This is a genomic window from Mycolicibacter virginiensis (genome assembly GCF_022374935.2).
Taxonomy (GTDB): Bacteria; Actinomycetota; Actinomycetes; order Mycobacteriales; family Mycobacteriaceae; genus Mycobacterium; species Mycobacterium virginiense.
The window spans coordinates 2,250,664-2,275,221 of sequence record NZ_CP092430.2; the positions used below are offsets into that span (position 1 = coordinate 2,250,664).

Consider the following 24,558-nt stretch of genomic DNA (forward strand, 5'->3'; position numbering starts at 1 on the left):
GTCAGCGGGTTCCCGGTTGGAGGAACTCGCCGGTAGGCGAGTAGGTGCCCGCCGCGGCGTCCACGTTGGCGAGCTGAATGCGTATCGCCAGTCCGCGTCCATCGCTGGTCTCATCGGACATCTCGATATCGACGGCGCGGCTTTCATAGGGTTCAAGGGATCCGCGGTGCATCGCCTGCCTGCGAACCGATTCGAACGCCGTCAGTGACACGTCGTCGAAGCTGAATCCCGGCGTGTTCGATCCCCAGGAGCGATCGACGACCTCGGGAAGCTCCCCGGGAACCACGACGGCCTCGCCCTTGCGGTGGTCGGAGCGGAACTCGATGAGCACCCCTCCGCTGTTCTGAATGGTGCTGGCGTGCAGGTGCGGGGTGTTGCGCACGATTCCGCGAATCTGAAAGCTGGTCAGCACGGGGTCGGATGCCGCGATGCCGGCCAGCTCTAACGCCTGGTGCGCGCGTTTGAACGCCTCGCCGAAATCGGCCGGGTCGAACAACTCGGCAACCGTCCCGTCGGGCCGCGCCTGGATGGTGGTGGGGAACGGGAATGTGTTGGGAACGTTGAATTTACCGGTGAGAATGATCGGCTTTGCGGGCCCCGACCGTTTGATCTGGAAGTCCTCCAGGTTGCCGTCATTGCCCACTGCGCGGAACTGCTGCGCCATCCGCTCGGCGATGGTGGTCAGTTCGATCGAGGCCACGTCACGGGCGGTGAAGGTGCTGGTTTTGCGTAGCGTGTTCGGCGTTGCGCTGGTGTATGTGTCGCGGCCGTTGTTGATGTACACGGTCGTCGACTCGCCGTTGGTCGGATTGAGCACCGAGCCGTAATCGGATCCGCCGTCGGAGAAGCGAAGATCCAGCAGATTGTCGGCAGCACCAGATCCCAGTTTCTCGGTGATCGCGCGAAGCATGTTGTCCCGGCGTGCATCCAGATTGGCGGTTTTGGCGGTGATCTGCGACGCGGTGACCGGAAGCGCGGGCAGCCTGACCGAGACACGCCACACATCACCGGCCGCGAACAGTACCGCCAGCGCGGTCATTACCGTGATCGTCGGATAGATCACGGCCCGCATTCCGGGGTGATCGTCGAAATCGGGGGAGCGCCTCGACTCGCGCGGCGGTAACCCGTCCGGGGGCAGGGACGTGAGGGGATTATCGGCCAGCGCCTGAAAGTCCTTGCGCGACATCGCTGTCATCCAGCGTGCCCGATATGAGGTGTCGTTGGCGGGGCTGATGGTGGCGGTCACCAACGTGGGCTGCTGATCCTCGTTGGCCAGGGTGCTGCGGGTGAGCGCCTCAACACGTGCCGGCACGAAGCGATCAGATACCCCGGCGCGGTAGGTGGTGAGCCCCGAGATACGTGAGGGGCGCGGCGCGATCAGCAATCCGGCAAGGATCAGCGGAATCCCGATGAACGCGGCCATCCACCAGGGATTGAAGGCACCGAGCCCGATCCCCGCGGCGATGACGGCACCGGCCAGGCCGGCGCGAATCGCTGGCCCCATGCCCCTGGGCATCTAATGGCCCTTCCGCGAAGCTGCGCCCTGGGACTGCGGCAGGGTCATCGTCGACGCCATCGCTCAATCCGTGTGCGCCGGCGTCATCGAGGAGATGTAGTAGGTCTCCTGCCCGGTGGGGTAGCCGCCGCCGTCGGTGGCGATGTGGACGTGGTCGTAGTGGTTGGCGGTCTCGTTGCCGTAATCCGAGGTCCAGTTGCCGCCGCCGACTCCGGGGTAGATCTTCTGTCGCCAGATCACGTGGTTGACACCCCACCGTTGGGCGTTGGCCAGCGCGTAGCCGGCGATCTGGTCGCCGAGCAGGATGCCGGCCTCACTGTGGTAGTCCGGGATCATCACGTCGATAGCCAACCCGTCGGGATGCCACTTCAACGGGTCCTGGCGATAGCCGTAGATGGTTTTGATCTCCTGAAACAACACACCGATGGTGCGGGCCGCCCAGATGGTCTTGACCTGGAGCCCGTTCTCCGGCGCCGCACCGGGGGGCAGCGGGAAGGTGAATTGCTGGCCTTCGGTGGGCATCGGCACGCTCGCCGCCAGCGCCGCGGCCTCGGCGGGGTTGGCGATGCGCATCCCTCCGGCGGGTTGCTGGGCTGGGTTCGACGGGGCCGACGGGGCCGCCACGGCGGTCTCGGTGGGCTTGGGCGCCGCATCGTGGCTGCTCTGGGCATAGATGAGGGCGGCCGAGACCGCCAGCGACGTCAGAATGGCCAGGCTGCGACCGCAGAACCTGGCAATCTTTCGTCCGTCCACCCAGAGCACTTTAGTTACTTGAGCTCGGATAGCGCTGGATCGGTGGTTTCGGGTGGCCATCGAGTCGGATAGTCCGGCGTCCAGCGAGAGCGCCGGACCGCTTCGGCAATCGCCTCATCGGAGGCGGCCGGAGCGACGCCGTCGTGCACCGCCTGGATGGCCACCGCGGTGGCGATACGGGTGGTGATCGCGGGCAGATCCTCGAACGCGGGCAGCAGCGGTTGGTCGGCGTCGACCAGGGCGGGGGAGGCATCGCCCAGCGTCGCGGCGGCGGCTCGCATCATCGCGTCGGTGACCCGCGACGCGCGTGCGGCGGTGACCGCAAGCCCGATCGCCGGGAAGATGTAGACGTTGTTGCACTGCGCGACGGGGCGGGTGCGCTCGCCGTGTCGGATCGGGGCGAAGGGCGAGCCGGTGGCGATCAGCGCGCGCCCATCGGTCCATTCGTCGAGTTCGGCCGGGTGCGCCTCGGCCCGGCTGGTGGGGTTGGACAGCGGAAAGATGATCGGACGGTCCGTCTTGGCCGCCAGTTGTCGGACGATCTGCTCGGTGAACGCACCGGCTACCGTCGACAGGCCCAGCAGGATGCCCACATCGACGTGGTGCACCACATCGGCCAGGCCCCGACCGTCCCAACCGGCCACCCGAGCTGCCGATTGCGCGAAGCGGCGCTGGCTGTCCGAGAGGTCCTCGCGGTCATCGGTCAGCAGCCCGTTGATATCAATCGCCCAAATCCGTTCGGCGGCTTCGGTTTCGGAGAGCCCTTCGGCGACCATCTGCTGGCGGATCATCTCCAGCACCCCGATGCCGGCCGAACCGGCGCCGAGCATCACCACCTGCTGCTGCGCCAGCGGACGCCCGGCAGCGCGGACGGCGCCATGCAGCGCACCAAGAGCTACCGCCGCCGTGCCCTGAATGTCGTCGTTGAACGTCAGCATCCGATCCCGGTACCGCATCAACAGCGGCAGTGCATGTGTGGTGGCGAAGTCCTCCCACTGCAGCAGCACGTCGGGCAGTTCCTCATGCACGGCGTTCACGAAGTCGTCGACAAAGGAGTAGTAGTCCTCGTCGCTGATCCGGCGATGGCGCCAGCCGAGGTACTGCGGATCGTGCAGCAGGTCGACATTGTCGGTGCCCACGTCGAGGATGATCGGTAGCGTGCGGGCCGGATCGATCCCCCCGATCAGCGTGTACAGCGAGAGCTTTCCGATCGGGATGCCCATGCCGCCGATACCCTGGTCGCCCAGGCCCAGGATGCGCTGTCCGTCGGTGACGACGATGACGTCGACCTGTTCTTCCCGTCGGTTGCGCAGAGCCTCCCGCAGTCGATCGCGATCCGGATAGGAGACGAACAACCCGCGCGGGCGACGGTAGATCTCGCTGAATCGCCGGCACGCATCACCGACCGTCGGCGTATAGACGATCGGCAGCATCTCCTCGATATGTTCGCTCAGCAGCCGGTAGAACAACGTCTCGTTGCGGTCCTGCAGCGCCCGCAAATAAATGTGCTTGTCCAGGTCGTCATGGCGTGTGGAGAACTCGGCATAGGTGTGGGCGACTTGGTCGGCGATGGTTTTCACCGCGACCGGCAGCAGACCCAGCAGTCCGAACTCGCGGCGCTCGTCTTGGCTGAAGGCGGTGCCCTTGGTGGTCAGTGGATCGAACAGTAGAGCCTGGCCGCGTCGTTGCCGCTCCTGAGCTGTCACCTCTCACCCCCAGCTCCGCCGATGAAACCAGCTGCTGCCCTTCCGTCGCACAATAGAACGCTTCGGCGCCCCGCACCGGCCGTCAGCCGGGTCCGGCGCTAACGCCCCGCTCGGTCGATTCGTCTGATCATCCGAGCGGTGGCGGCTTCCGCGGCGAGTCGGCGCGCTGCCTCCTTGCGACGGCCCCGGGCCCGGTCCAGCGCCGAGCGGATGGTGATGCCCTGTTCGTAGGCCTCGACGACGCGCGGGTCGACGTAGGAGCTGCGGGCTACCGCCGGGGTGTTGCCCAGTTCCTCGGCGACGTACCGCATTACGGCAGCGACCTCGCGACGGCGGACGGTTTTGGAGGTCGGCTCGCGCGCGGCGGCGAAGCTCTCGGCTGCCAGCACGGTGCCATGCCAGGTTCGCAGGTCTTTGACGCTGAACTGCTCATCGGTGAGCTCCCGGAACCGCTGGTTGAGGTCGTCGGCGCGCACTTCGCACCAGCCGTCGGAGGTGCGGTACACCAGCAGCCGCGGCAGGTCGGTCGGCGCACGCAACAGGGCTCGCACCGCACGGACCACCAGCGGATCGTCGACCGAGACCGTCCGGCGTACGCCGCTTTTGGCCGGATAGTCGAAGTCCACGCAGCCGCTGCGCATCGTGACGTGGTCACGCAGCAAGGTGGCCAGCCCGAAGCTGCCGTTTTCCTGGGCGTACTCCTCGCCGCCGGCCCGGAAATAGCCCCGATCGATGAGCTGCTGGGCGACGGCGAGCACCCGATCGCGTTTCAGGCCGCGACCGCGCAGATCGGCGAGCAACTCGACGCGCCAGTCCGGCAGCAACTTGGCCAGGGTCAGGACCCGGTCGTACTTCTCCTCGGAACGTTCGGCCTCCCACTGCGGGTGATACAGGTATTGACGACGCCCGGCAGCGTCTTCTCCGACGGCCTGGATGTGCCCGTTGGGATAGGGGCAGATCCACACCTTTCGCCACGCCGGTGGGATGGCCAGCGTCTTGATCCGGGCGAGGACCTGCGGGTCGTCGACCGGATGGCTCCCGTCGCGGTAGGAAAAGCCGCGGCCCCGACCGATTCGGCGAAGCCCCGGGCCCGCGGTGTTGCTTCTGCGCAGTCTCACGGCACCGAATTACCCGCATCGGGACCGCCCGACACGCAGTGCCGACCGTGGTTAGGCGCCCGGGCACAACTCCTGGCGTGCCGCCTCGGCGATCAAGCCGAACTGCGGCCACGCCGGGTAATGCGGCAGTTGCATTTCGACGGTTCGCCCTACCCGCAGGTTCTCGCAGATCATGTGCCCGAGGGCTCGCACGCTGGACTCCGAGATCGGCTCGTCGTTCCCGTAGCGCGCGGTGTAGCCGTGGGTGTTGAGGTATTTCATGAAGCTGGCTTCGTCGGCGTGCGCCGGCGCTGCCGCGACCAACGCTCCCATCGCCACACCGGTGATCGCCAACGGCGCGGTGAACCGGGCTGCCCAACTCATAGCTGCAATGCTACGGGCGGTGGTGCCGGCATGGTTTGGCCGGTGCCGGCCAGACCCGGCAAGTCGGCCCGAGCGGCTTCGGATTGCTGCTAGCGTCAGCGGCGAGGAGAAAGGCGCTGGACGTGAAATCAACCGCACTCGCGGCGGCCCTGGCCGCAGGTCTGCTGGCCGGGCTGATCGGTGCTACGTCATCCGCTCAGGCCGATCCGCTCAATCCGCGTGATCCGGACTATTGCGGCAACAGCCCCGACATCCTGCTGTGCACCCAGCAGCAGTCGACGTACCCGAGTCCGGCTGAGATGGCCTACCTCAACGCCATCCGCGGGAAATTCCCGCCCGGTACCGAAGCCCGCCGGCTGGCTGCCGGACGGACCGCGTGCCTGGAGTTCCCGAAGCATCCGACCAGCCTCATCGTCGAGCAGGTCTCGGTCTACCTGCAGATCGCCAAGCCCACCGCCGGTGAGGTGGTCGAGTCGGCCCGGACCAATATCTGCCCGACGGCGAAGACGCAGGCCTGAACCCGGCTCAGCGGCGGTACGCGCGCACTCCGTCGCGGATCGCGGCCTGCGCCGCCACATCACATTCGTTGTAGCTCAGACACCAGTTGCGCGCGGCGTCGGCCTGCGGACCGTTGCCCCGGGCGGCTTCGACCGCGCCCAGGGAGGCCAGGCCCCCCGGATCGTCGACCTCCCAGTGGAAGCCGAAGAAGCCGGCGACCTGTTTGATCGACGACGCGGTGCGGACGAAAAACGTCGCGTCGAACCACTTCCGCAGGTCATAGGTGAGGCCGTCGAGTGCCTGCTGAACCTCGGCGAACCTGCGGGTGCTACTGATCTCGGGATGGTGCCAATGGAAGACCTGAAGCGACTTGCCCGCCTGGGCGGCATGGCTGCGTAACTGCTGCATCCGAGAGGCGAACTCGGCGGCCAGTTCGGCTTCGCCGGCCTCGTCGAGTGGATCGAATGAGACCACGGGCTGGTAGCGGGCGGTGGAGTCGTCCTGGCCGTCGCGAACGCGCAGGCCCCACTGATAGATCCGGCCCTGATCGTCCCACTCGATGTCGAAGTCGACCTCGATGTCGGCGGTGGGAACAGTGGCTGAGCCTGGGTCGTGTGCCTCGAAATCAATTCCGGTGCAACTCATCCGGGCTCGTCGCACCACGTTGGACAGCCGGTCCTGCGGCATCTTGGTGCCGACGGACTGGACGCGGAATGCTTCGAGGTGCGCGCCGACATCGACAGCCGCCAACTGCGCAACGCTCAACGCCGCGCCATCGCCGCAGTGTTGATACAGGTACTGCCACTCCCGGATCGTGAGGTGGCCGGTCTCGATCGCGAACGACGCGTCGTCCTCGCCGGCCACCGTGGCGCAGTGGTCGAACCACGCGCACGTACCGCAATCGGCGATGCGGTAGGGCCGCACCAGTTCTCGTCCGGCCGCCGCGGCCCGCGCGACGTCGACGCGGAACGCGAACTCGTGGTCGTAGCGCTGCAGAGCCGATCGCGGTCGGCGATGCGATGGATCGCTGGCCGAATACGTGACGATGTTCTCGGTATCCAGGTCATACCAGGTGATGCCGAGACTCTCGCCGAGTAGGGCCGTGAGGTCGGTGCTGCCGATGATGCCGCCGCGGTTCACCCCGCAGTGAAAACCCAACTCCTGCAACATCCGGGTGTAGTGCGCCAGCTGCATGACGTCGTCACGCCAGCGCGCACCGTGGTCACTGTGGCCCGGATGAGTCAGTCGCCGATCGGGTTGTGACAGCGTCGAGATCTCTACCTCCGCGCGTTTCGCCGATGTCAGCGTGCGGTGGTTCTTGATGTCGACGGGCAGGTAGCCGTCCTGGTGTCTGACCAACACGTCGGGAAGGCCCCTGCGGCCGTTGATATCCGGCAGGCTTCCGCCGGCAATCACCTCGACACCGGCAGTCATCGCGGCCACGGTGCGACGCTGGCGTTCGGTCCAACCGATCCCGGCATCGAGCAGCAGCAGGCGCTCGGAGTCTGCGTAGCGTGACCTGAGTTCGGCGAGGACGTGTTCCTCGAATTCGATTCCGGCGCTGCGCAGCAACTCCAAGTCCGGACGCGGCGGCGCCGGCTCCGGAGTGCCGGGAGCGAACTCGTTATGGGTGACGCGAGCGCACCGTTTTGCCGGGTAGCCGCCGAGCGTGACCGGTGCCATCGCGTCCCTCCCCGAGTGGCCCTAGTCCGCCGCTCGCGTGACGCCGGCGGCGATTTCACCGATCAGCGCCGCGACCACTCCGAATGCGAAGTACAGGGGCACCAGCCACGGCGCCACCCCGAACAACCCGTCCGAGCCGGGGGCGTAGCGGAAGTGGCCGACCGCGGCGATCCCGATCTCGACCACCGGGCCGACGGCCGCGATCAGCACGCCGCACACGATCGCCGGACGATCTCCCAAGGCGCAGAAAGTGACCGCGGCGAACGCGCAGATCAATGTCGTGAGGGGAACCACCGGCGAGGCATGCAACATCGCGGTGACGACGTAGCTGCCCAGCACTGCGGCCAGACCAGCCACCCCTTGACGCATCGTGACCGCGGTCCGCGGCGAGGGGAGATGCAGTCGCAACTCCGCCAGGAGAACCGTGGCGGACCCGACCAGGATCGGGAAGTAGAGCGGACTGCTCCAGATGAACGGCACGGCTTGCGACGCGGACAGGTATTCGGTGGTCCCGGTGATCACGTGCGAGTGGTCACCGATCAGACCAGCCGCTCCACCCAAGACGAACAGCAACAACGCGATCGGGGGGCGTAATTTCACCCCCGCAGTATCGTCCATTCCGATGAGCGCCGAGGACCGCACCCGCTGGGATGCGAAATACACAGGCCGCTGCGCGCCGGCACCGGACACGATCGGGCCCGCCGCGGTGTTTGCGCGCTTCGTGGACGCGTTTCCGGTCGCCGGCCACGCGCTCGACATCGCCTGCGGCCAGGGCGCCGCGGCGGTCTGGCTGGCCCAGCGGGGCCTGCAGGTGGCCGGATGCGACATCTCGCCGGTCGCCGTCGAGCAGGCGCGGGCGTTCGCCCTGCGCAGCGGTGTGGGTAACCGGTGCCGATTCGACGTCGTCGATCTCGACGACGGCCTGCCGGACGGGCCGCCGGCCGATGTCATTTACTGCGCCCGGTTCCGCGACAGTCGGCTCGACGCGCCGATGCTGCACCGGCTGGCTCCGGGCGGACTGTTGGCGATCACCGCGTTGAGTCAGGTGGGCAGCACCTCAGGGCGGTTTCGGGCCGCGCCCGGGGAGCTGCGCACGGCGTTCGCCGGCCTGGAGTTGATCGCCGAGGGGGAGGCGGACGGTGTGGCGTGGCTGTTGGCCCGACGCCCGACGGCGCCGTCAGCGCACCCGGACGGACGAGACTAGGCCGGCGCCGGCGCCTCGCGGTCGCTGGGCTCCGGGCCGGGCTCAGCCGGGGCCTCGTCGAGCGGCAGGGCATCCATCGGGGGCGCCTCGCCGGGCGGCATATCGATCGGCGGCTCCATGGGGGCCTCGATCGGAGGTACCTCAAACGGCGGAGCCTCCATGGGCGGTGCAGGCAGTTCGAAGCCCATCGGCTCGGCCATCGGCTCTGGGGCGGGCTCGGTGCCCGGCTCCACCATGGCGGCAAACTCCACCGGGGCTTCCGGGGCCGGTGCCTCGTCCATCGGCAGGTACATGTGGTGGGTGAACTGCGGCTGGTAGGCGCCGCCGCCGCCGATCTTCACGCCGCCGGGCTCACCGCTGGCCACCGGCGTGCCGTCGGGCAGGGTCACCGCGGTGTGGTGGCTGTTCCAGCCCACCACCAGGGCGTTGGGCGCGGTGCCGTACTTGAAGCCGCGTGCCAGCAGCGCCGACTCCTCATTGGCGGTGTGGAACCGGCCGCTGAAGGCCGGCCGGCCGCTGGCGACGTTGGACACCCACGAGGCCAAACCCGAGCAATCCGTACCTGCGGGAGTGTTCCCACCGACGATGTACGGGGTGCCCGAAACCTGCTGGATGAGCGCCATCAGAGCTTCTAGACCAAACATGACCGAGCACATTAACCATGGATAACTGCACTTACCAAAATCTGTGGCGCCCATCACGTTTAGTATTCATGTTGTCAAACGTAACGCCGCCACGGAAAACGCCAGGTAGATCCGGGAAAATGTACCGAACGCGACCGTTAATTTCCGTAAGTGCTGGTAGATGCCTCGTATGTGTTTGTTGGGCGTGGTCCCAAAGGTCACAAATTCGCATTATTAGGATGAAATTGCCTGATCAATGGGTGCGGCGCAGATATCCATTACCGCCGGTATCGGCGAAAATATCGACACGGGCAGCATGTCGTTTTCCGGGCGGAAAGTGATGCTGCTTACAGTGAACGCTTCGCGTTCTTGATCAGATTCGACCCGATGATCAGCCGCTGGATCTCGCTGGTGCCTTCGTAGAGTCGGAGCAGTCGAACGTCGCGGTAGATGCGCTCCACCGGCACGCCACGGATGTATCCGCTGCCGCCGTGGATCTGCACCGCCAGGTCGGCGACCTTGCCGGCCATCTCGGTGCAGAAAACCTTCGCCACTGACGGGGCGATCCGCCGATCTTCATTGCTGACCCACTTGCGGGCGGCATCGCGGACCAGCGCCTGGCCGGCCAGCACTCCGGTCTGCTGGTCGGCGAGCATCGCCTGAACCAACTGGAAGTCGCCGATGATGCTGCCGCCCTGGGTGGCGGTGGCGGCATAGTTCACCGATTCATCCAGTGCGCGCTGCGCAGCTCCCACCGCCAGCGCCGCAATATGAATGCGGCCGCGGGCCAGCGACGTCATCGCCGCCCGGTAACCGATGTCCTCGTCCCCCCCGACCAGGGCGGTGGCGGGAAGTCGCACGCCGGAGAAACTGACATCGGCCGTCCAGGCGCCTTCCTGGCCCATCTTGGCGTCCTTGGCGCCGACTTCGACCCCGGCGGTGTCGGCCGGCACCAGGAACACCGCGATGCCGGCGCCGCGTTCGTCGGCCGGCCGAGTGCGGGCGAACACCACGAACAGATCGGCCAGCGGTGCGTTGGTGATGAACCGTTTCTGGCCGTCGAGCACCCAGGTCTCGTCCGCTCCCGAGCCGTCGCGGACGGCCTTGGTGCGCAGGCCCGCCGGATTGGAGCCCGCTCCGGGCTCGGTGAGGGCGAAGGACGCGACCGCTCCGGAGGCGATGGGCTCCAGCCAGCGCTCCTTCTGTTCATCGGTACCGAACCCCACCAGCACCTGGCCGGCGATGCCGTTGTTGGTGCCGAACATCGACCGGACCGACGGGCAGGTGTAGCCCAGTTCCATGGCCAGTTCGACGTCCTGGGCCAGATTCAGGCCCAGTCCGCCCCATTCTTGGGGGATCGCGTAGCCGAACAGGCCCAGGTCCTTGGCGGCCTGCCGCAGGTCGTCTGGGACCTGATCGGTATCGAGGATCTCCTGTTCGCGCGGGAGCACCATCGTCCGGACGAACCGGCGGGTCTGGGACAGGATTTCGGCGAAGACGTCGTCGTCAACGGATGCGGTCGTCATGGCACGGCCCCTTTCGGCACTGGCCGACAAATCATATATGAAATATGATGTTGCGGACCACGGGTGGGCACGGCAGCACGACGACATGTAGAGGACGGTTTCGGCGTGGCATTACTGGACGGGCAGACGGCGGTGATCACCGGTGGAGCGCAGGGGCTGGGCTTCGCGATCGCGCAACGCTTCGTCGCTGAGGGCGCCCGGGTGGTGCTCGGCGATCTGAACCTGCAGGCCACCGAGGCCGCGGCGCAGCGCCTCGGCGCCGATGTCGCGGTGGCGGTGCGCACTGACGTCACGGACGCCGCCGACGTCGAGGCACTGGTGAGCGTCGCCGTCGAGCGGTTCGGCGGCCTGGACATCATGGTCAACAACGCCGGCATCACCCGCGACGCCACCATGCGCAAGATGACCGAAGACGATTTCGACCAGGTGATCGCAGTCCACCTGAAGGGCACCTGGAACGGGCTGCGCGCGGCCGCCGCGATCATGCGAGAGCGCAAGCGCGGCGCGATCGTGAACATGTCCTCTATATCGGGCAAGGTCGGCATGGTCGGGCAGACCAACTATTCGGCCGCCAAGGCCGGCATCGTCGGCATGACCAAGGCCGCCAGCAAGGAGCTGGCCTACCTCGGTGTCCGCGTCAACGCGATCCAGCCGGGGCTGATCCGGTCGGCGATGACCGAGGCCATGCCGCAGCGGATCTGGGATTCCAAGGTCGCCGAGGTGCCGATGGGCCGGGCCGGCGAACCCGACGAGGTCGCGACGGTCGCACTGTTCCTGGCGTCCGACTTGTCCTCTTATATGACGGGCACTGTGCTCGAGGTGACCGGCGGTCGTCACCTATGACTCAGCGCGAGGCGGTGATCTGCGAACCGGTTCGTACCCCGATCGGGCGCTACGGGGGGATGTTCAAGTCGCTGACCGCCGTCGAGCTCGGCGTCGCCGCGCTGACCGGACTGCTGGAGCGCACCGGCCTGCTCGCCGACGCCATCGATGACGTGGTGCTGGGGCACTGTTATCCCAGTAGTGAGGCCCCGGCGATCGGGCGGGTGGTCGCCCTGGATTCTGGCCTGCCGGTGACGGTTCCCGGCATGCAGGTCGATCGGCGGTGCGGATCAGGACTGCAGGCGGTGATCCAGGCCTGCCTGCAGGTCGGCAGTGGCGCGCATGAGGTGGTGATCGCCGGCGGTGCGGAGAGCATGAGCAACGTGGCGTTCCACTCCACCGACATGCGCTGGGGCGCTGGCCGCGACGGCGTACGGGTGCACGACGGGCTGGCACGCGGCCGGACCACCGCGGGTGGGCAGTACCACCCGGTGCCCGGCGGCATGTTGGAGACCGCGGAGAACCTGCGCCGTCAGTACCAGATCTCCCGCGCCGAGCAGGACGAACTCGCGGTCACCTCACATCAGCGCGCGGTGGCGGCCCAGCGCAGCGGCGTGCTCGCCGACGAGATCATCGGTGTCACGGTGCGCTCCCGCGCCGGCGAGCAGCGGATCGACACCGACGAGCATCCCCGCGCCGATACCTCGGTGGAATCGTTGGCCAAGCTCAAACCGGTTCTGGGTAAAAGCGATCCGGACGCCACAGTCACCGCCGGCAACTCCAGCGGTCAGAACGACGCGGCCTCGATGTGTGTGGTGACCACGCCGGCCAAGGCCGAGCAGCTGGGCCTGAGGCCGTTGGTGCGGCTGGTCTCCTGGGGACTGGCCGGGGTCAAGCCCAACGTCATGGGCATCGGGCCGGCGCCGGCCACCGATGTCGCCTTGGGCAAGGCCGGTCTCACGCTCGCCGACATCGACCTGATCGAGCTCAATGAGGCGTTCGCTGCTCAGGCTCTCGCGGTCATGGCGGAGTGGCGATTCGGTGTCGCCGACCGTGACCGGACCAACGTGCACGGTTCGGGGATCTCGCTGGGGCATCCGGTGGGCGCGACCGGCGGCCGGATGCTGGCGACGCTGGCGCGTGAGCTGCACCGCCGCCAGCAGCGCTACGGATTGGAAACCATGTGCATCGGAGGTGGCCAGGGCTTGGCCGCCGTGTTCGAGAGGGTGGCGTAAATGACCAAGCTGTGCCAGACGTTGGGGCTGACCGAGGGCCAGACCGAGATCGTCGCGGCGGTACGGGCGTTCGTCGATAAAGAGGTCATTCCGCACGCCGCCGAATTCGAACGTGCCGACGCCTATCCGCAACAGATCGTGGACGGCATGCGGCAGTTGGGCCTGTTCGGCCTGATGATTCCGGAGGCCTACGGGGGATTGGGCGAGTCCCTGCTGACCTATGCACTGTGCGTCGAGGAGCTCGCGCGCGGCTGGATGAGCATCTCCGGGGTGATCAACACCCATTTCATCGTCGCCTACATGCTGCGCCAGCACGGCACCGACGAGCAGAAACAGCGCTACCTGCCGGCGATGGCGACCGGCGATGTGCGCGGGGCGTTTTCGATGTCCGAACCCGAGCTCGGCTCCGACGTCGCCGCCATCCGCACCCGGGCCACACCCACCGGAGACGGTGACTACCTCATCAACGGCCAGAAGATGTGGCTGACCAACGGCGCCACGTCGAGCTTGGTGGCGGTGCTGGTCCACACCGACGAGGGGGCCGACACCCCACACCGCAATATGACCGCGTTCCTAGTCGAAAAGCCCACCGGATTCGGTGAAGTCGTGCCGGGCCTGACCATCCCCGGCAAGCTCGACAAGCTCGGATACAAGGGCATTGACACCACCGAGATGATCTTCGACGACTATCGGGCCAGTTCCGCCGACATTCTGGGCGGTACCACCGGCCGCGGTTTCTACCAGATGATGGACGGCATCGAGGTCGGCCGGGTCAATGTCGCGGCACGCGCCTGCGGGGTAGGCATCCGCGCATTCGAGCTCGCGGCCCGTTACGCGCAGCAGCGCACCACCTTCGGCAAGCCGATCGCCGAGCATCAGGCCGTCGCGTTCGGGCTGGCCGAGATGGCGACCAAGGTCGAGGCCGCGCACCTGATGGTCGTCAACGCGGCCCGACTCAAGGATTCCGGCGAACGCAATGACGTCGCCGCGGGCATGGCGAAATACCTGGCCAGCGAGTACTGCAACGAGGTCACCCAGCAGAGCTTCCGGATCCACGGCGGCTACGGCTACTCGAAGGAATACGAGATCGAGCGCCTGATGCGCGACGCGCCGTTCCTGTTGATCGGCGAGGGCACCAGCGAGATCCAGAAGCAGATCATCAGCAAGCGCCTGCTGGCCGACTACCGCATCTGACACCATGTCTGCTCCCGACTTCAGCACCCGGCCGCAGTTGTCGGAAGCTGTCGCACGCTTCGTGCGCCAGCGGATCTTCGACGGCGGTTACGCCGCGGGGGAGTACGTCCGATTGGACCAGCTGGCAACGGAATTGGGCATCAGCGTCACCCCGGTGCGGGAGGCGCTGTTCGAGCTGCGCGCTGAAGGACTGCTCGACCAGCAGCCGCATCGCGGGTTCGTCGTGTTGCCGGTGACCAAGCGTGATCTGGCCGACGTCGCCGAGGTCCAGGCGTTTGTGGGTGGTGAGCTGGCGGCGCGGGCCGCGGCCGGTATCACCGAGGAGCAGTTGAACGAGCTCAATGAGATTCAGTCTCGGCTGGAGCAGGCCTACGCCGGAGACGACGAAGAGCGGACCGTGCGGCTCAACCACGATTTCCACCGGGCCATCAACGTGGCCGCCGCCTCACCCAAGCTGGCCCAGATGATGTCGCAGATAACCCGGTACGCGCCCGAGGCGGTTTTCCCCGGTATCGCCGGTTGGCCGGAACGCTCCATGGCCGATCACCGGCGAGTGCTCGCGGCGCTGGCGGCACACGATCAGACGCTGGCGCGCACCGCGATGGCCGAGCATTTGTCGGCCGGCGTGATGCCGCTCATCGAGCATCTGACCGATCGCGGCGTGGTGGGGTGCGAAGACGACTGCGTGGCGCGGACAGATCAGCGCCCGTCGGCGACGGGGACGTGAGACCGTATCAACCTATGCAGAACCACAATTACCTGACTTACGAAGAGTTCGGGCGCAAGTTCTTCGAGGTCGCGGTCACCGAAGAACGAGTGGCAGCTGCCTTCGCCGTCATCGCCGGCGACGAGTTCGAGATGCCCGCCATGCGGCAGGGACCGGGCGGAATCGCCAAGGTCAGTGCGAAGGTGCGGGTCCAAGAGCCGCGGGTGGCACGCGGTCTGGGGGATCTGCTGACGTTCGCGATCCACATTCCGCTGGAGATCGACCTGCTCATCGATCTGCGTCTGGACAAGCAACGGTTCACCGTGGCCGGCGACATCGCCCTGCACGCCACCGCGCGAGCCGCCGAGCCGCTGCTGCTGATCATCGATGTGCCCAAACCACGGTCCTCTGACATCACCGTCGAGGTGTCGTCGACGTCCATCCGCGGCGAGCTGCTGCGGATCTTCGCCGGCGTCGACGGCGAGATCCGACGGTTCATCGCCAGCTATGTGGCAGCCGAGATCGACAGTCCGCAGTCCCAGCGGGCGCAGATCATCGACGTGGCCGAGCAACTGGACTCCGCCTGGACCGGAATCTGACCGCCGGTCGGTGCCAGCCCTAGGGGTAGGGGATTGCGGGGATAGCCGGAATCGCCGGGATGGCAGGAATCGCCGGGATCGCCGGAATCGCGGGGATTGCCGGGATGGCAGGCGCAGACGGGGCCCGCGGCACTGCCGTAGCCGCCGGAGCCTGCTTCGCGGTGGGCTCGACAACCGGAGCAGCGCTGGTGAGCGGGGCATCGGGCAACGCGGTCGGGCCGGTTTCGGACTCGCCGGCCTCGCTGTCGGCAGGGGCGGTCGGCGCGATCGGCGCTGCGGGCGCCTGGGTGACTTCGCCGTAGGTGTCTTCCTCGGCATCACTGTCGCAGCCGCCGCAGGCGGTCGTCACCGCACCCACCGCGAGCCCCATCGCCACCACCGACAGGACTGACTTTCCGATACCGCGATTGCGCATGGATTCTCCCCGTTGTTCAGTTGCCTCATGTCACCCTACGACGCTGGGGTGGATTCGGCGGACCAGCCGCGACAACATTGCGGGCCCTCGGAACTTCCGCAGATGCGGCGCGGCCTGACAGGTGTTCCTGTCAGGCCGCGGTAGCCGGCATTCCCTGGGATCGGCTCAGATCGTCTGATGGCGGCCGAAGAACTTGTGGTCTTCGCTGTAGCCGCCGTGGCCGCTGCCGATCTCCTTATAACTCTCGACGAACTCGATGCCCTTGATCCATTTCACCAGCTTGTATCCGTGCTGCAGCTCGTTGCGCAGCCGCAGCGGCCGGCCGTGCATGTAGGGCAGTGGCTGGTCGTTCATGTTGTAGGCCAGCATCGACATGTGGTGCCACATCTGGTCGACCGGGTGTGCGTTGTAGAAGATGCCGCCGGTGGCGCCCAGGCCCATCGAGTAGAAGATCGCCCACTTGGCCTGGGGAAGCGGTTTGACGATCTCCATGATCGTCGACATCGACACGCCGCCCCATTTGGCCACGCCGGACCAGGCCTGCACGCACATGTGCTGGGTGATCTGGTCGTGATACGGCAGGGCCTTGAGGTCCTCTAGTGAGAACTCCATCGGGTTTTCGACCAGGCCGTAGACCTTGAGCCGCCAATCCTTGAAGTCGTTTGCCTCGTATTCCTTGTACTCGACGGTCTCCGGCAGCCGGCCGTTGCGCCAGTGGAACGGTGAGATGTCGTCTTCGGTGAAGGTCCCGGGTTCGGGATTGAGATGTTCCAGCGCGCGCTGGAAAGGCCCGATCAGGGCATAGCCGATCTTCTGGACAACCCGCGGGTAGCGCAGGGTGAGTGGCGTGGCTGCGATCCAGCCCACGATGCACACCACCGCTGCGGCGCAGAAGACATAGAAGCCGGTGGGGCTATGGCATTCCGGGCCTGCACCTTCGGCGCATCCGCGAGCGGCGAACATGTGGTTGAGATTGTCGAAGGCGTCGGTCGCGAACACCATGGTGACGTGCACGAGGATGAATAACAGGAAGTAGACCAGCACCACGAAGTGCAGAGACCGCGCGATCTGCAGATTCAGGCGCATGTGCTTGCTGATCAACCCGAGTCGCTGTGACAGCGCCGGGGACATGCCGAGTGCGGTGATCAGCGCGGCGGGTGCGGCCACGAACACCGTGACGAAGTAGGAGATCAGCTGCAGCGCGTTGTAGTTGGTCCAGGTGTGGTCGTCCGGCCAGTCCAGCGATGCGTACTGGATCATCACCGAGGCGGCGTGCGGAATGACGTCCCAGCTGGTCGGCACGATGCGGCGCCACTGACCGGTGGTGAACAACAGTACATAGAAGATCGCACCGTTGAGCAGCCACAACACGCCCAGCCCCAGGTGCCACCAGCGCGCCAGCCCGATCGAGTGCCGGAAGCCCGGCAGCCCGAACTGCGCCGGCAGGGCGACGGTATCGGCGTTGGCCGTCCAGTACGGGTCATCGGGCACCGGCGGCCCTACTCGCAGCCATTCGTCCTTGCCGGGGGTGGAGTTGCGGCTGAAGTACAGCCGCGGGTGGTCGCAGAGAATTTGGATGCCTGCTCGGATGATGAAGATCATCATGAACAGGTTGAAGAAGTGCGTCCACCCAGCCCAGGCCGGTAGCCCACCGGCGACTTCGGTGGACGGGCTGCTGCCTGGATACCTGGCGATGAAATCCTCGATACCCGGCATGTGCCGAATGCCTTTGCCGATCGCGATCATCGCCACCAGCCCGACAAAGCCGATCGGGATCAGCCACAGCAGGTTGAACCACTTATCCTTGCCGACACGCAGATGCGGGGCGACCGCGCGCCGGCTGAGGTCGAAACCGCCACCGTAGGTCTCGACGTCGACGGTCTCGTTGTGGTTTTTGTGAATCTCTGTCCGGTAGCCCTGTTCCAGCTCCAACTCGACGTCGACGACGTCCGCGGAGTAGTCGACTGGCCGAGTTGTCTCTTTCGTTGCTGGTGAGCTCGCGGGACCCCGTGGGTCGAGCTGCCCGCCAGCACCCTGTCCATCAATCGTGGTCACTTCTCGACGGTAGCGCGAAAAAGCTCGTGACCCGATACTCTGACATCAGATACGCAGGCTTCTGACAGGAAACTCAGCTATCGCAAGTGCGGATTTTGCTGGCGGCCGACGGCCGCGGTGCCGGAGCCTGCACCATCCTGGCTCGCCGACCGGCGCGATCTTGTGATCGCGGCGATTATTTCGGTGGGCAATCCACCGTTTTCTGCTGAGCAAGACGCAAGTGAACTCACTTGGATCTCGCGCTTTACAGACCGTTCATCTAACGCGGTCATAATTCGAGGAAGGCCAGGCGAAGTGCGTTTCGCCGTCGCCATCAGATTGCAATCTGCACCGCGGGCAGTCGTAGCGCGACACAGCTAGCATGCGCAGTGTAGAAACTTGTGACCAGGCAGGGGTAGATGACGACCTATACGGGACCGGGACCGCGCCGTAATCCGGCAGTGCTGCCAACGCTGCGGGCGGGGGTTGGGGCGCACCGTGGCTGACGAACAGCGGGGACCCGGTTACGGCCTTGGGCTGTCGACGCGTACCCAGATGACGGGGTATCAGTTCCTGGCACGACGGACTGCGATGGCGTTGACCCGCTGGCAGGTTCGGATGGAAGTAGAGCCCGGTCGGCGCCAGTCGTTGGCCGTGGTGGCGTCCGTGTCGGCCGCGGCGGTTGTCTGCCTCGGTGCACTGCTGTGGTCGTTCTTGAGTCCGTCGGGCCAGATGAACGAATCGCCGATCATTGCCGACCGTGATTCCGGCGCCCTATATGTGCGCGTCGGCGACACCATCTATCCGGCTCTGAATTTGGCCTCGGCACGACTGATCGCCGGCCGAGCCGACAACCCGCACAAGGTGCGCTCTACTCAAATAGCCGAGCAGCCGCACGGCCCGCTCGTCGGAATTCCCGGCGCACCGTCGGACATCCTGCCCACGACGCCCTCGACGTCGTCGTGGCTGATCTGCGACACCGTGGCCAACGTCCAGGGCGTCGGCGCGCCGTCGCCGGTGACCGTGACGGTGATCGACGGCGCCCCGGAACTCAACTCCCGTCGCCGGGTGCTGGACGGGCCCGACGCGGTGGTGCTGCGTTACGGCAATGACTCCTGGGTGGTTCGCCAAGGCCGCCGGTCGCGCATCGACGCCGCCGACCGGGCGGTGCTGCTGCCGCTGGGCCTGACCCCCGAGCAGGTCGACCACGCCCGCCCGATGAGCCAGGCGCTGTTCGACGCGTTGCCGGTGGGCCCGGAACTGGCGGTGCCCTTTGTGCCGGACGCCGGTCATCCGCCGGCCTTCCCGAACGCCCCCGGCCCGGTGGGGATGGTGTTCACCACACCGCAGTTGGCTGGGCCGCAACAGTATTCGGTGGTGCTGATGAACGGCGTGCAGACGGTGTCGCCGGTGGTGGCCCGCATCCTGCAGAACGCCGGCGCCACCGGGGGCGGTGCGCCAGCAGTGGTGACGCCGCAGGACCTGGCGAAGATGCCGGTGGTCACCGGACTGGACCTGTCGGCCTACCCCGAAGGACCGCTTCAGGTCGTCGACATCAAGGAGAACCCTTCCACGTGTTGGTGGTGGGAGCGTTCCACCGGTGACAGCCGGGCCCGGGTACAGGTGGTGTCCGGCCCGACAATTCCGGTGTCGCAGAAGCAGATGAACCGAGTGGTGTCCCTGGTGAAGACCAACGACACCAATGTGCCGGAGGCCGACCGGGTCTACTTCGGTTCCGGCTACGGCAATTTCGTCGCGGTGACCGGTAACGACCCGGACGCCTCCACGCGGGAATCGTTGTGGTGGATATCGGCCTCGGGCGTGCGATTCGGGATCCCCGGCGATGACGAGCGCAAGGCGCTGGGCCTGGTCGGAGAACCGGCCCTGGCGCCGTCGGTGGCATTGCGCCTGCTGGCGCACGGCCCGACCCTGTCCCGACAGGATGCACTGGTACGTCACGACACCCTGCCAACCGATATGAGCCCAGCAGAATTGGCGGTGCCCAAGTGAAACGTGGATACGCCCGGCCGACGCCGGAACGCGCGCCGGTGGTCAAGCCGGAGAACATCGTATTGCCGACGCCGCTGAGCGTCCCGCCGCCAGAAGGCAAGCCGTGGTGGCTGGTGGTGGTCGGCGTACTGGTGGTCGGCCTGCTCGTCGGCATGGTCGCCATGACCGTGGCCAGCGGTTCCCGGATGTTCTTGGGCGCCGGCTCGATCTTCCCGATCTTCATGATCGGCGGCGTCGCGATGATGATGTTCGGCGGCCGTTTCGGCGGTGGCGCCCAGCAGCTGAGCCGGCCCAAGCTCGACGCGATGCGCGCCCAGTTCATGCTCATGTTGGACCGGCTGCGTGAGTCGGCGGCGGAGTCCGCGGACAGCATGGACGCCAACTACCGGTGGTACCACCCGGCGCCGTCCACCCTCGCCGCCGCGGTGGGGTCGTCGCGCATGTGGGAGCGCCAGCCCAACGGCAAGGACCTCAACTTCGGCCTGGCCAGAGTCGGGGTGGGGATGACCCGCCCCGAGGTGACTTGGGGCGAGCCGCAGAACATGCCGACCGACATCGAGCTGGAACCGGTGACCGGTAAGGCGCTGCAGGAGTTCGGGCGCTACCAGAGCGTGGTCTACAACCTGCCCAAGATGATCTCGCTGCTGGTCGAGCCGTGGTACTCGCTGGTCGGCGACCGCGAGCAGGTGCTCGGCTTGATGCGCGCGATCATCTGCCAGCTGGCCTTCTCGCACGGGCCCGACCATCTGCGCATGGTCGTGGTGACGTCGGATGTGGCGCAGTGGGATTGGGTGAAGTGGATGCCGCACTTCGGCGACCCGCGCCGCCAGGACGCCGCGGGCAACGCCCGCATGGTGTACGGCTCGGTGCAGGACTTCGCCACCGAACACGCCGAACTGTTCTCCGGGCGTGGATCGTTCATGCCGCGCCACGCAAGCTCGTCGGCGGAGACGCCGACCCCGCACCACCTGATCATCGTCGACGGTTTGGACCCGCAGTGGGAGTACGTCAACACCACCGAGGGCATCGACGGGGTGACCTTCTTCGACCTGACCGGTGCCCCGGAATGGCGGGGCGTCTCACAACGGGTGCTGCGTCTCGACGACAAGGGCATCATCAACGCCCTGCCACGTGACCGCGACACCTGGATGGTGATCGACGACAACGAGTGGTTCTTCGCCCTCGCCGATCAGGTCAGCCCCACCGACGCCGAACAGTTCGCGCAGCGGTTGGCGCACTGGCGGCTCGCGGCGGCCTACGAGGAGATCGGCCAGAAGGTGACGCACCACATCGGTGCGCGCGACATCATGGCCTACTACGGCATCGAAGACGCCGGGCGGATCAACTTCGAAGAGCTGTGGGCCAGCCGCCGCGATGGGGGCAGCCGGGGCCGGCTGCGGATTCCGTTCGGAAACCGCTCGGACAACGGCGAACTGCTGTTCTTGGACATGAAGTCCCTCGACGAGGGCGGTGACGGGCCGCACGGCGTCATGTCCGGTACCACCGGTTCCGGTAAGTCGACCCTGGTGCGCACGGTGATCGAGTCGCTGCTGCTGGCGCACTCGCCGGAGGAACTCCAGTTCGTGCTGGCCGACCTCAAGGGTGGATCAGCGGTCAAGCCGTTCGCGGGTGTGCCGCACGTATCCCGGATCATCACCGACCTGGAAGACGACCAGGCCCTCATGGAGCGCTTCCTGGAGGCCATGTGGGGCGAGATCGCTCGGCGAAAGACCATGTGCGACAACGCCGGTGTCGACGGCGCCAAGGAGTACAACGAGATCCGCTCCCGGATGCGGGCGCGCGGAGACGACAGCCTGCCGCCGCTGCCGATGCTGGTCGTCGTGATCGACGAGTTCTACGAGTGGTTCCGCATCATGCCCACCGCGGTGGAGGTGCTGGACTCGATCGGCCGCCAGGGCCGTGCCTACTGGGTGCACCTGATGATGGCCTCGCAGACCATCGAGAGCCGCGCCGAGAAGCTCATGGAGAACATGGGTTACCGGCTCGTGCTCAAGGCGCAGACCGCCGGTGCCGCGCAGGCGGCCGGCGTGCCCAACGCGGTGAACCTGCCGGCCAAGGCCGGCCTCGGCTACTTCCGCAAGAGCGGCGAAGAGGTCATCCGTTTCCAGGCCGAGTTCCTGTGGCGCGACTACCACCGGGGCGGAATGCTCGACGACGAGCAGATGCCGTTGACACACGCCGTCGACTACATCCGGCCGCAGCTGTTCACCACCGAATTCACGCCGCTCGAGGTCAGCGTCAGCACGCCCGAGATCGAAGCGGCCGAAGAGATTGCAGCGATCGACTCCAAGCCGGCAGCTGCGCCCGGCGAGCTGGCCGAGGAAGAGGACTTCATCCGGACTCCCAAGGTCGGCACGGTCATCATCGATCAGCTGCGCCAGATCGACTTCGAGCCCTACCGGTTGTGGCAGCCGCCGCTGGATGTCCCGGTGACCGTCGAGAACCTGGTGAACCGCTTCCTGGGCCACCCGTGGCAGCAGGACTACGGCACCCGGCGCGACCTGGTGTTCCCGATCGGTGTCATCGACCGGCCCTTCAAGCATGACCAGCCGCCGTGGACGGTGGACACCTCCGGCCCGGGCGCCAACGTGCTGATCCTGGGTGCCGGCGGGTCAGGCAAGACCACCGCACTGCAGACCTTGATCTGTGCGGCGGCGCTGACGCACACTCCCGAACAGGTTCAGTTCTACTGCCTGGCCTACAGCGGCACCTCGCTGACCACGGTCGCCGGACTGCCGCACGTGGGCAGTGTCTGTGGCCCGACCGATCCCGACGGGGTGCGCCGCACGGTGGCCGAACTGCTGGCGTTGGTGCGGACCCGCAAGCGCAGCTTCCTGGAGAACGACGTTGCGTCGATGGACGTCTTCCGTCGGCGGAAGTTCGAAGGTGCTCCGGGGGCAATCCCCAACGACGGTTTCGGCGACGTCTATCTGGTGGTCGACAACTACCGGGCACTCTCGGAGGACAACGAGGTACTCGTCGAGCAGGTCAACCAGATCATCAACCAGGGGCCGTCGTTCGGTGTGCACGTGATCGTGACCGCCGACCGCGAATCGGAGCTGCGCCCGCCGGTGCGAAGCGGCTTCGGGTCCCGCGTCGAGCTGCGTCTGGCCGCGGTCGAGGACGCCAAGCTGGTGCGTTCCCGGTTCGCCAAGGACGTCCCGGTCAAGCCCGGACGCGGCATGGTCGCGGTCAACTACGTACGCCTCGACAGCGACCCCCAATCTGGTCTGCACACCCTGATCGCCCGGCCCGCCATGGATGACACCAGCGACAAGGTGTTCGAGTCCGACAGTGTGGCGGCCGCGGTCAGCCAGGTGGCGGTCGGCAGGGTGCGCCCGGTGCGGCGTCTGCCGGCGCGGTTCGGCCTGGAAGAGGTGCGCGCGGTCGCGGCCAACGACCGCCGCGAAGGAGTGGGAGCGGGCGGCATCGCCTGGGCGATCTCCGAACTCGACCTGCAGCCGGTCTACTTGAACTTCGCCGAGAATGGTCACTTGATGGTGACCGGTCGCCGCGAGTGCGGCCGTACCACCACGCTGGCCACCATCATGAGCGAGATCGAGCGGCTCTACGCGCCGGGTTCCAGCAGTGCGCCGGCGCCCAGCCCGGACGGTCGGCCGTCGGCCCAGGTGTGGCTGATCGACCCGCGTCGGCAGTTGCTGACCACGTTGGGGTCGGACTATGTGGAGAAGTTCGCCTACAACCTGGACGGCGCCGTTGCGCTGGTCAACGAGTTGGCCGCCACGCTGGCCAACCGTGAACCTCCGCCGGGGCTGTCGGCCGAAGAGCTGCTGTCGCGGACCTGGTGGAGCGGGCCGGAGATCTTCTTGATCATCGACGACATCCAGCAGTTCCCGCCCGGCTTCGACTCGCCGTTCCAGAAGGCTGCGCCCTGGGTCACCCGTTCGGCAGACGTTGGCCTGCACGTGATCGCCACCCGCACGTTCGGCGGTTGGTCGTCCGCCGGTGCCGACCCGCTGCTGCGGGCTCTGCACCAGGCCAACGCACCGCTGTTGGTGATGGACGCCGACCCGGACGAGGGCTTCATCCGCGGCAAGATGAAGGGCGGCCCGCTGCCCCGCGGTCGTGGCCTGCTGATGGCCGAGGACACCGGCGTGTTCGTTCAGGTCGCCGCCACCGAGCTGCGGCGGGCGCCGGCGCAAGAACGCGCGGCCACCCCGGCCGGCTGACCCGGTCTGTCCAGCAACCACCGTGACGCGAGTAACAGCTCCACGGTGGTTGCTGGAGCTGTCACAGCCCCGGGACGGGCGGTGAATTAATTGCGGCAAGATTTAAACCACGGCCTCGTTCCCGCAGGTATCGGAGGGCAGGGCGGCTGCCGACCGCACCGGAAATAGCAGCCCTGTGTTTTTCCTGTATGGAGCCATTTCGGGGGCCGGACGGCCTGGTCGTTGCTACCGGATTGTTACCCCAGATGAACACTTGTTATCGGCAGGTGAACAGTCGGCGTTATGGCTACTCCCGGGCACTTTGAGCCCTTACGATCGACAGCGGAGAGATTGCTGACCGCG

The 24,558-nt window shown here is 66.7% G+C and carries 20 protein-coding genes; 9 read left to right on the top strand and 11 right to left on the bottom strand.

The features are described 5' to 3' along the window. Nucleotide 1: 1 nt before the first annotated feature. The 5 genes from MJO54_RS10830 to MJO54_RS10850 all read right to left on the bottom strand — a co-directional run bounded on the left by MJO54_RS10830 (nt 2) and on the right by MJO54_RS10850 (nt 5,456). On the bottom strand, nt 2–1,516 hold the full coding sequence (locus MJO54_RS10830; protein ID WP_240175907.1) for a hypothetical protein: 1,515 nt from the start codon (nt 1,514–1,516) through the stop codon (nt 2–4). A gap of 63 nt (nt 1,517–1,579) precedes the next feature. Then, entirely contained in the window at nt 1,580–2,329 is a 750-nt protein-coding gene (locus MJO54_RS10835; RefSeq protein ID WP_240175908.1) for a VldE C-terminal domain-containing protein, read from the bottom strand. Continuing rightward, nucleotides 2,284–3,975 carry an NAD-dependent malic enzyme gene (locus MJO54_RS10840; RefSeq protein ID WP_240175909.1) on the bottom strand — a complete coding sequence of 564 codons (1,692 nt, stop codon included), beginning with the start codon at nt 3,973–3,975 and terminating at the stop codon, nt 2,284–2,286. Before MJO54_RS10840 ends, MJO54_RS10835 begins: the two co-directional genes overlap by 46 nt. 98 nt (nt 3,976–4,073) lie before the next feature. Continuing rightward, complete coding sequence (locus MJO54_RS10845) at nt 4,074–5,093, bottom strand: DNA topoisomerase IB (RefSeq protein WP_046283684.1); 1,020 nt, start codon at nt 5,091–5,093, stop codon at nt 4,074–4,076. A gap of 51 nt (nt 5,094–5,144) precedes the next feature. Then, nucleotides 5,145–5,456, bottom strand: a complete 312-nt coding sequence (locus MJO54_RS10850) for a DUF732 domain-containing protein (RefSeq protein WP_046283685.1) — start codon at nt 5,454–5,456, stop codon at nt 5,145–5,147. Between the two features lie 122 nt (nt 5,457–5,578). Between MJO54_RS10850 and MJO54_RS10855 the strand changes: the two genes are divergently transcribed. Next, nucleotides 5,579–5,974, top strand: a complete 396-nt coding sequence (locus MJO54_RS10855) for a hypothetical protein (RefSeq protein WP_046283686.1) — start codon at nt 5,579–5,581, stop codon at nt 5,972–5,974. A 7-nt stretch (nt 5,975–5,981) separates the two neighbouring features. Here MJO54_RS10855 and MJO54_RS10860 read toward each other — a convergent pair whose 3' ends face one another. Together MJO54_RS10860 and MJO54_RS10865 are read right to left on the bottom strand one after the other, a co-directional pair. Further along, entirely contained in the window at nt 5,982–7,637 is a 1,656-nt protein-coding gene (locus MJO54_RS10860; RefSeq protein ID WP_046283687.1) for a ribonuclease H-like domain-containing protein, read from the bottom strand. A gap of 21 nt (nt 7,638–7,658) precedes the next feature. Further along, complete coding sequence (locus tag MJO54_RS10865) at nt 7,659–8,237, bottom strand: diacylglycerol-binding protein (RefSeq protein ID WP_234821469.1); 579 nt, start codon at nt 8,235–8,237, stop codon at nt 7,659–7,661. Between the two features lie 22 nt (nt 8,238–8,259). Here MJO54_RS10865 and MJO54_RS10870 point away from each other — a divergent pair, with 22 nt between their 5' ends. Continuing rightward, nucleotides 8,260–8,841: an SAM-dependent methyltransferase gene (locus MJO54_RS10870; protein ID WP_064889030.1), complete on the top strand. Its 582-nt coding sequence runs from the start codon at nt 8,260–8,262 to the stop codon at nt 8,839–8,841. Here MJO54_RS10870 and MJO54_RS10875 read toward each other — a convergent pair. Both MJO54_RS10875 and MJO54_RS10880 read right to left on the bottom strand, forming a co-directional pair. Next, complete coding sequence (locus MJO54_RS10875; protein ID WP_105294594.1) at nt 8,838–9,485, bottom strand: glycoside hydrolase; 648 nt, start codon at nt 9,483–9,485, stop codon at nt 8,838–8,840. The two genes, MJO54_RS10870 and MJO54_RS10875, sit on opposite strands and share 4 nt — an antisense overlap. 326 nt (nt 9,486–9,811) lie before the next feature. Beyond that, the gene (locus MJO54_RS10880; RefSeq protein WP_064889031.1) at nt 9,812–10,990 is read right to left on the bottom strand and encodes an acyl-CoA dehydrogenase family protein; all 1,179 of its coding nucleotides are present in this window, start codon (nt 10,988–10,990) and stop codon (nt 9,812–9,814) included. Nucleotides 10,991–11,095: 105 nt separating this feature from the next. Between MJO54_RS10880 and fabG the strand changes: the two genes are divergently transcribed. From fabG to MJO54_RS10905, 5 genes are read left to right on the top strand one after another with little or no spacing between them, the layout of a single operon-like run. Continuing rightward, on the top strand, nt 11,096–11,833 hold the full coding sequence (gene fabG / locus MJO54_RS10885) for a 3-oxoacyl-ACP reductase FabG (RefSeq protein WP_240175910.1): 738 nt from the start codon (nt 11,096–11,098) through the stop codon (nt 11,831–11,833). Then, on the top strand, nt 11,830–13,047 hold the full coding sequence (locus MJO54_RS10890; RefSeq protein ID WP_240175911.1) for an acetyl-CoA C-acetyltransferase: 1,218 nt from the start codon (nt 11,830–11,832) through the stop codon (nt 13,045–13,047). Before fabG ends, MJO54_RS10890 begins: the two co-directional genes overlap by 4 nt. After that, nucleotides 13,048–14,241: an acyl-CoA dehydrogenase family protein gene (locus tag MJO54_RS10895; RefSeq protein ID WP_046283692.1), complete on the top strand. Its 1,194-nt coding sequence runs from the start codon at nt 13,048–13,050 to the stop codon at nt 14,239–14,241. 4 nt (nt 14,242–14,245) lie between these two features. Further along, on the top strand, nt 14,246–14,968 hold the full coding sequence (locus MJO54_RS10900; protein WP_046283693.1) for a GntR family transcriptional regulator: 723 nt from the start codon (nt 14,246–14,248) through the stop codon (nt 14,966–14,968). Between the two features lie 14 nt (nt 14,969–14,982). Next, complete coding sequence (locus MJO54_RS10905; RefSeq protein ID WP_046283694.1) at nt 14,983–15,546, top strand: hypothetical protein; 564 nt, start codon at nt 14,983–14,985, stop codon at nt 15,544–15,546. A 19-nt stretch (nt 15,547–15,565) separates the two neighbouring features. Here MJO54_RS10905 and MJO54_RS10910 read toward each other — a convergent pair whose 3' ends face one another. Together MJO54_RS10910 and MJO54_RS10915 are read right to left on the bottom strand one after the other, a co-directional pair. After that, the gene (locus MJO54_RS10910) at nt 15,566–15,961 is read right to left on the bottom strand and encodes a hypothetical protein (protein ID WP_046283695.1); all 396 of its coding nucleotides are present in this window, start codon (nt 15,959–15,961) and stop codon (nt 15,566–15,568) included. A gap of 165 nt (nt 15,962–16,126) precedes the next feature. Continuing rightward, on the bottom strand, nt 16,127–17,893 hold the full coding sequence (locus tag MJO54_RS10915) for a molybdopterin-dependent oxidoreductase (RefSeq protein WP_064889033.1): 1,767 nt from the start codon (nt 17,891–17,893) through the stop codon (nt 16,127–16,129). A 600-nt stretch (nt 17,894–18,493) separates the two neighbouring features. On the opposite strand from MJO54_RS10915, the gene eccB reads away from it, so the two are divergent. Then, a complete protein-coding gene (eccB, locus tag MJO54_RS10920; RefSeq protein ID WP_046283709.1) occupies nt 18,494–20,005 on the top strand; it encodes a type VII secretion protein EccB in 1,512 nt (503 codons plus the stop codon). Then, nucleotides 20,002–24,216 (top strand): type VII secretion protein EccCa, encoded by a 4,215-nt coding sequence (eccCa, locus tag MJO54_RS10925; RefSeq protein WP_240175912.1) that lies wholly within the window; start codon nt 20,002–20,004, stop codon nt 24,214–24,216. Before eccB ends, eccCa begins: the two co-directional genes overlap by 4 nt. Nucleotides 24,217–24,558: the final 342 nt, after the last annotated feature.

What these genes read in the sequence shown, in the direction of transcription:
- MJO54_RS10830 (WP_240175907.1), bottom strand. Translation starts at nt 1,516, where the DNA reads ATGCCCAGGGGCATGGGGCCAGCGATTCGCGCCGGCCTGGCCGGTGCC.
- MJO54_RS10835 (WP_240175908.1), bottom strand. Translation starts at nt 2,329, where the DNA reads ATGGCCACCCGAAACCACCGATCCAGCGCTATCCGAGCTCAAGTAACT.
- MJO54_RS10850 (WP_046283685.1), bottom strand. Translation starts at nt 5,456, where the DNA reads ATGAGTTGGGCAGCCCGGTTCACCGCGCCGTTGGCGATCACCGGTGTG.
- MJO54_RS10860 (WP_046283687.1), bottom strand. Translation starts at nt 7,637, where the DNA reads ATGGCACCGGTCACGCTCGGCGGCTACCCGGCAAAACGGTGCGCTCGC.
- MJO54_RS10870 (WP_064889030.1), top strand. Translation starts at nt 8,260, where the DNA reads ATGAGCGCCGAGGACCGCACCCGCTGGGATGCGAAATACACAGGCCGC.
- MJO54_RS10875 (WP_105294594.1), bottom strand. Translation starts at nt 9,485, where the DNA reads ATGTTTGGTCTAGAAGCTCTGATGGCGCTCATCCAGCAGGTTTCGGGC.
- MJO54_RS10880 (WP_064889031.1), bottom strand. Translation starts at nt 10,990, where the DNA reads ATGACGACCGCATCCGTTGACGACGACGTCTTCGCCGAAATCCTGTCC.
- MJO54_RS10890 (WP_240175911.1), top strand. Translation starts at nt 11,830, where the DNA reads ATGACTCAGCGCGAGGCGGTGATCTGCGAACCGGTTCGTACCCCGATC.
- MJO54_RS10895 (WP_046283692.1), top strand. Translation starts at nt 13,048, where the DNA reads ATGACCAAGCTGTGCCAGACGTTGGGGCTGACCGAGGGCCAGACCGAG.
- MJO54_RS10900 (WP_046283693.1), top strand. Translation starts at nt 14,246, where the DNA reads ATGTCTGCTCCCGACTTCAGCACCCGGCCGCAGTTGTCGGAAGCTGTC.
- MJO54_RS10905 (WP_046283694.1), top strand. Translation starts at nt 14,983, where the DNA reads ATGCAGAACCACAATTACCTGACTTACGAAGAGTTCGGGCGCAAGTTC.
- MJO54_RS10910 (WP_046283695.1), bottom strand. Translation starts at nt 15,961, where the DNA reads ATGCGCAATCGCGGTATCGGAAAGTCAGTCCTGTCGGTGGTGGCGATG.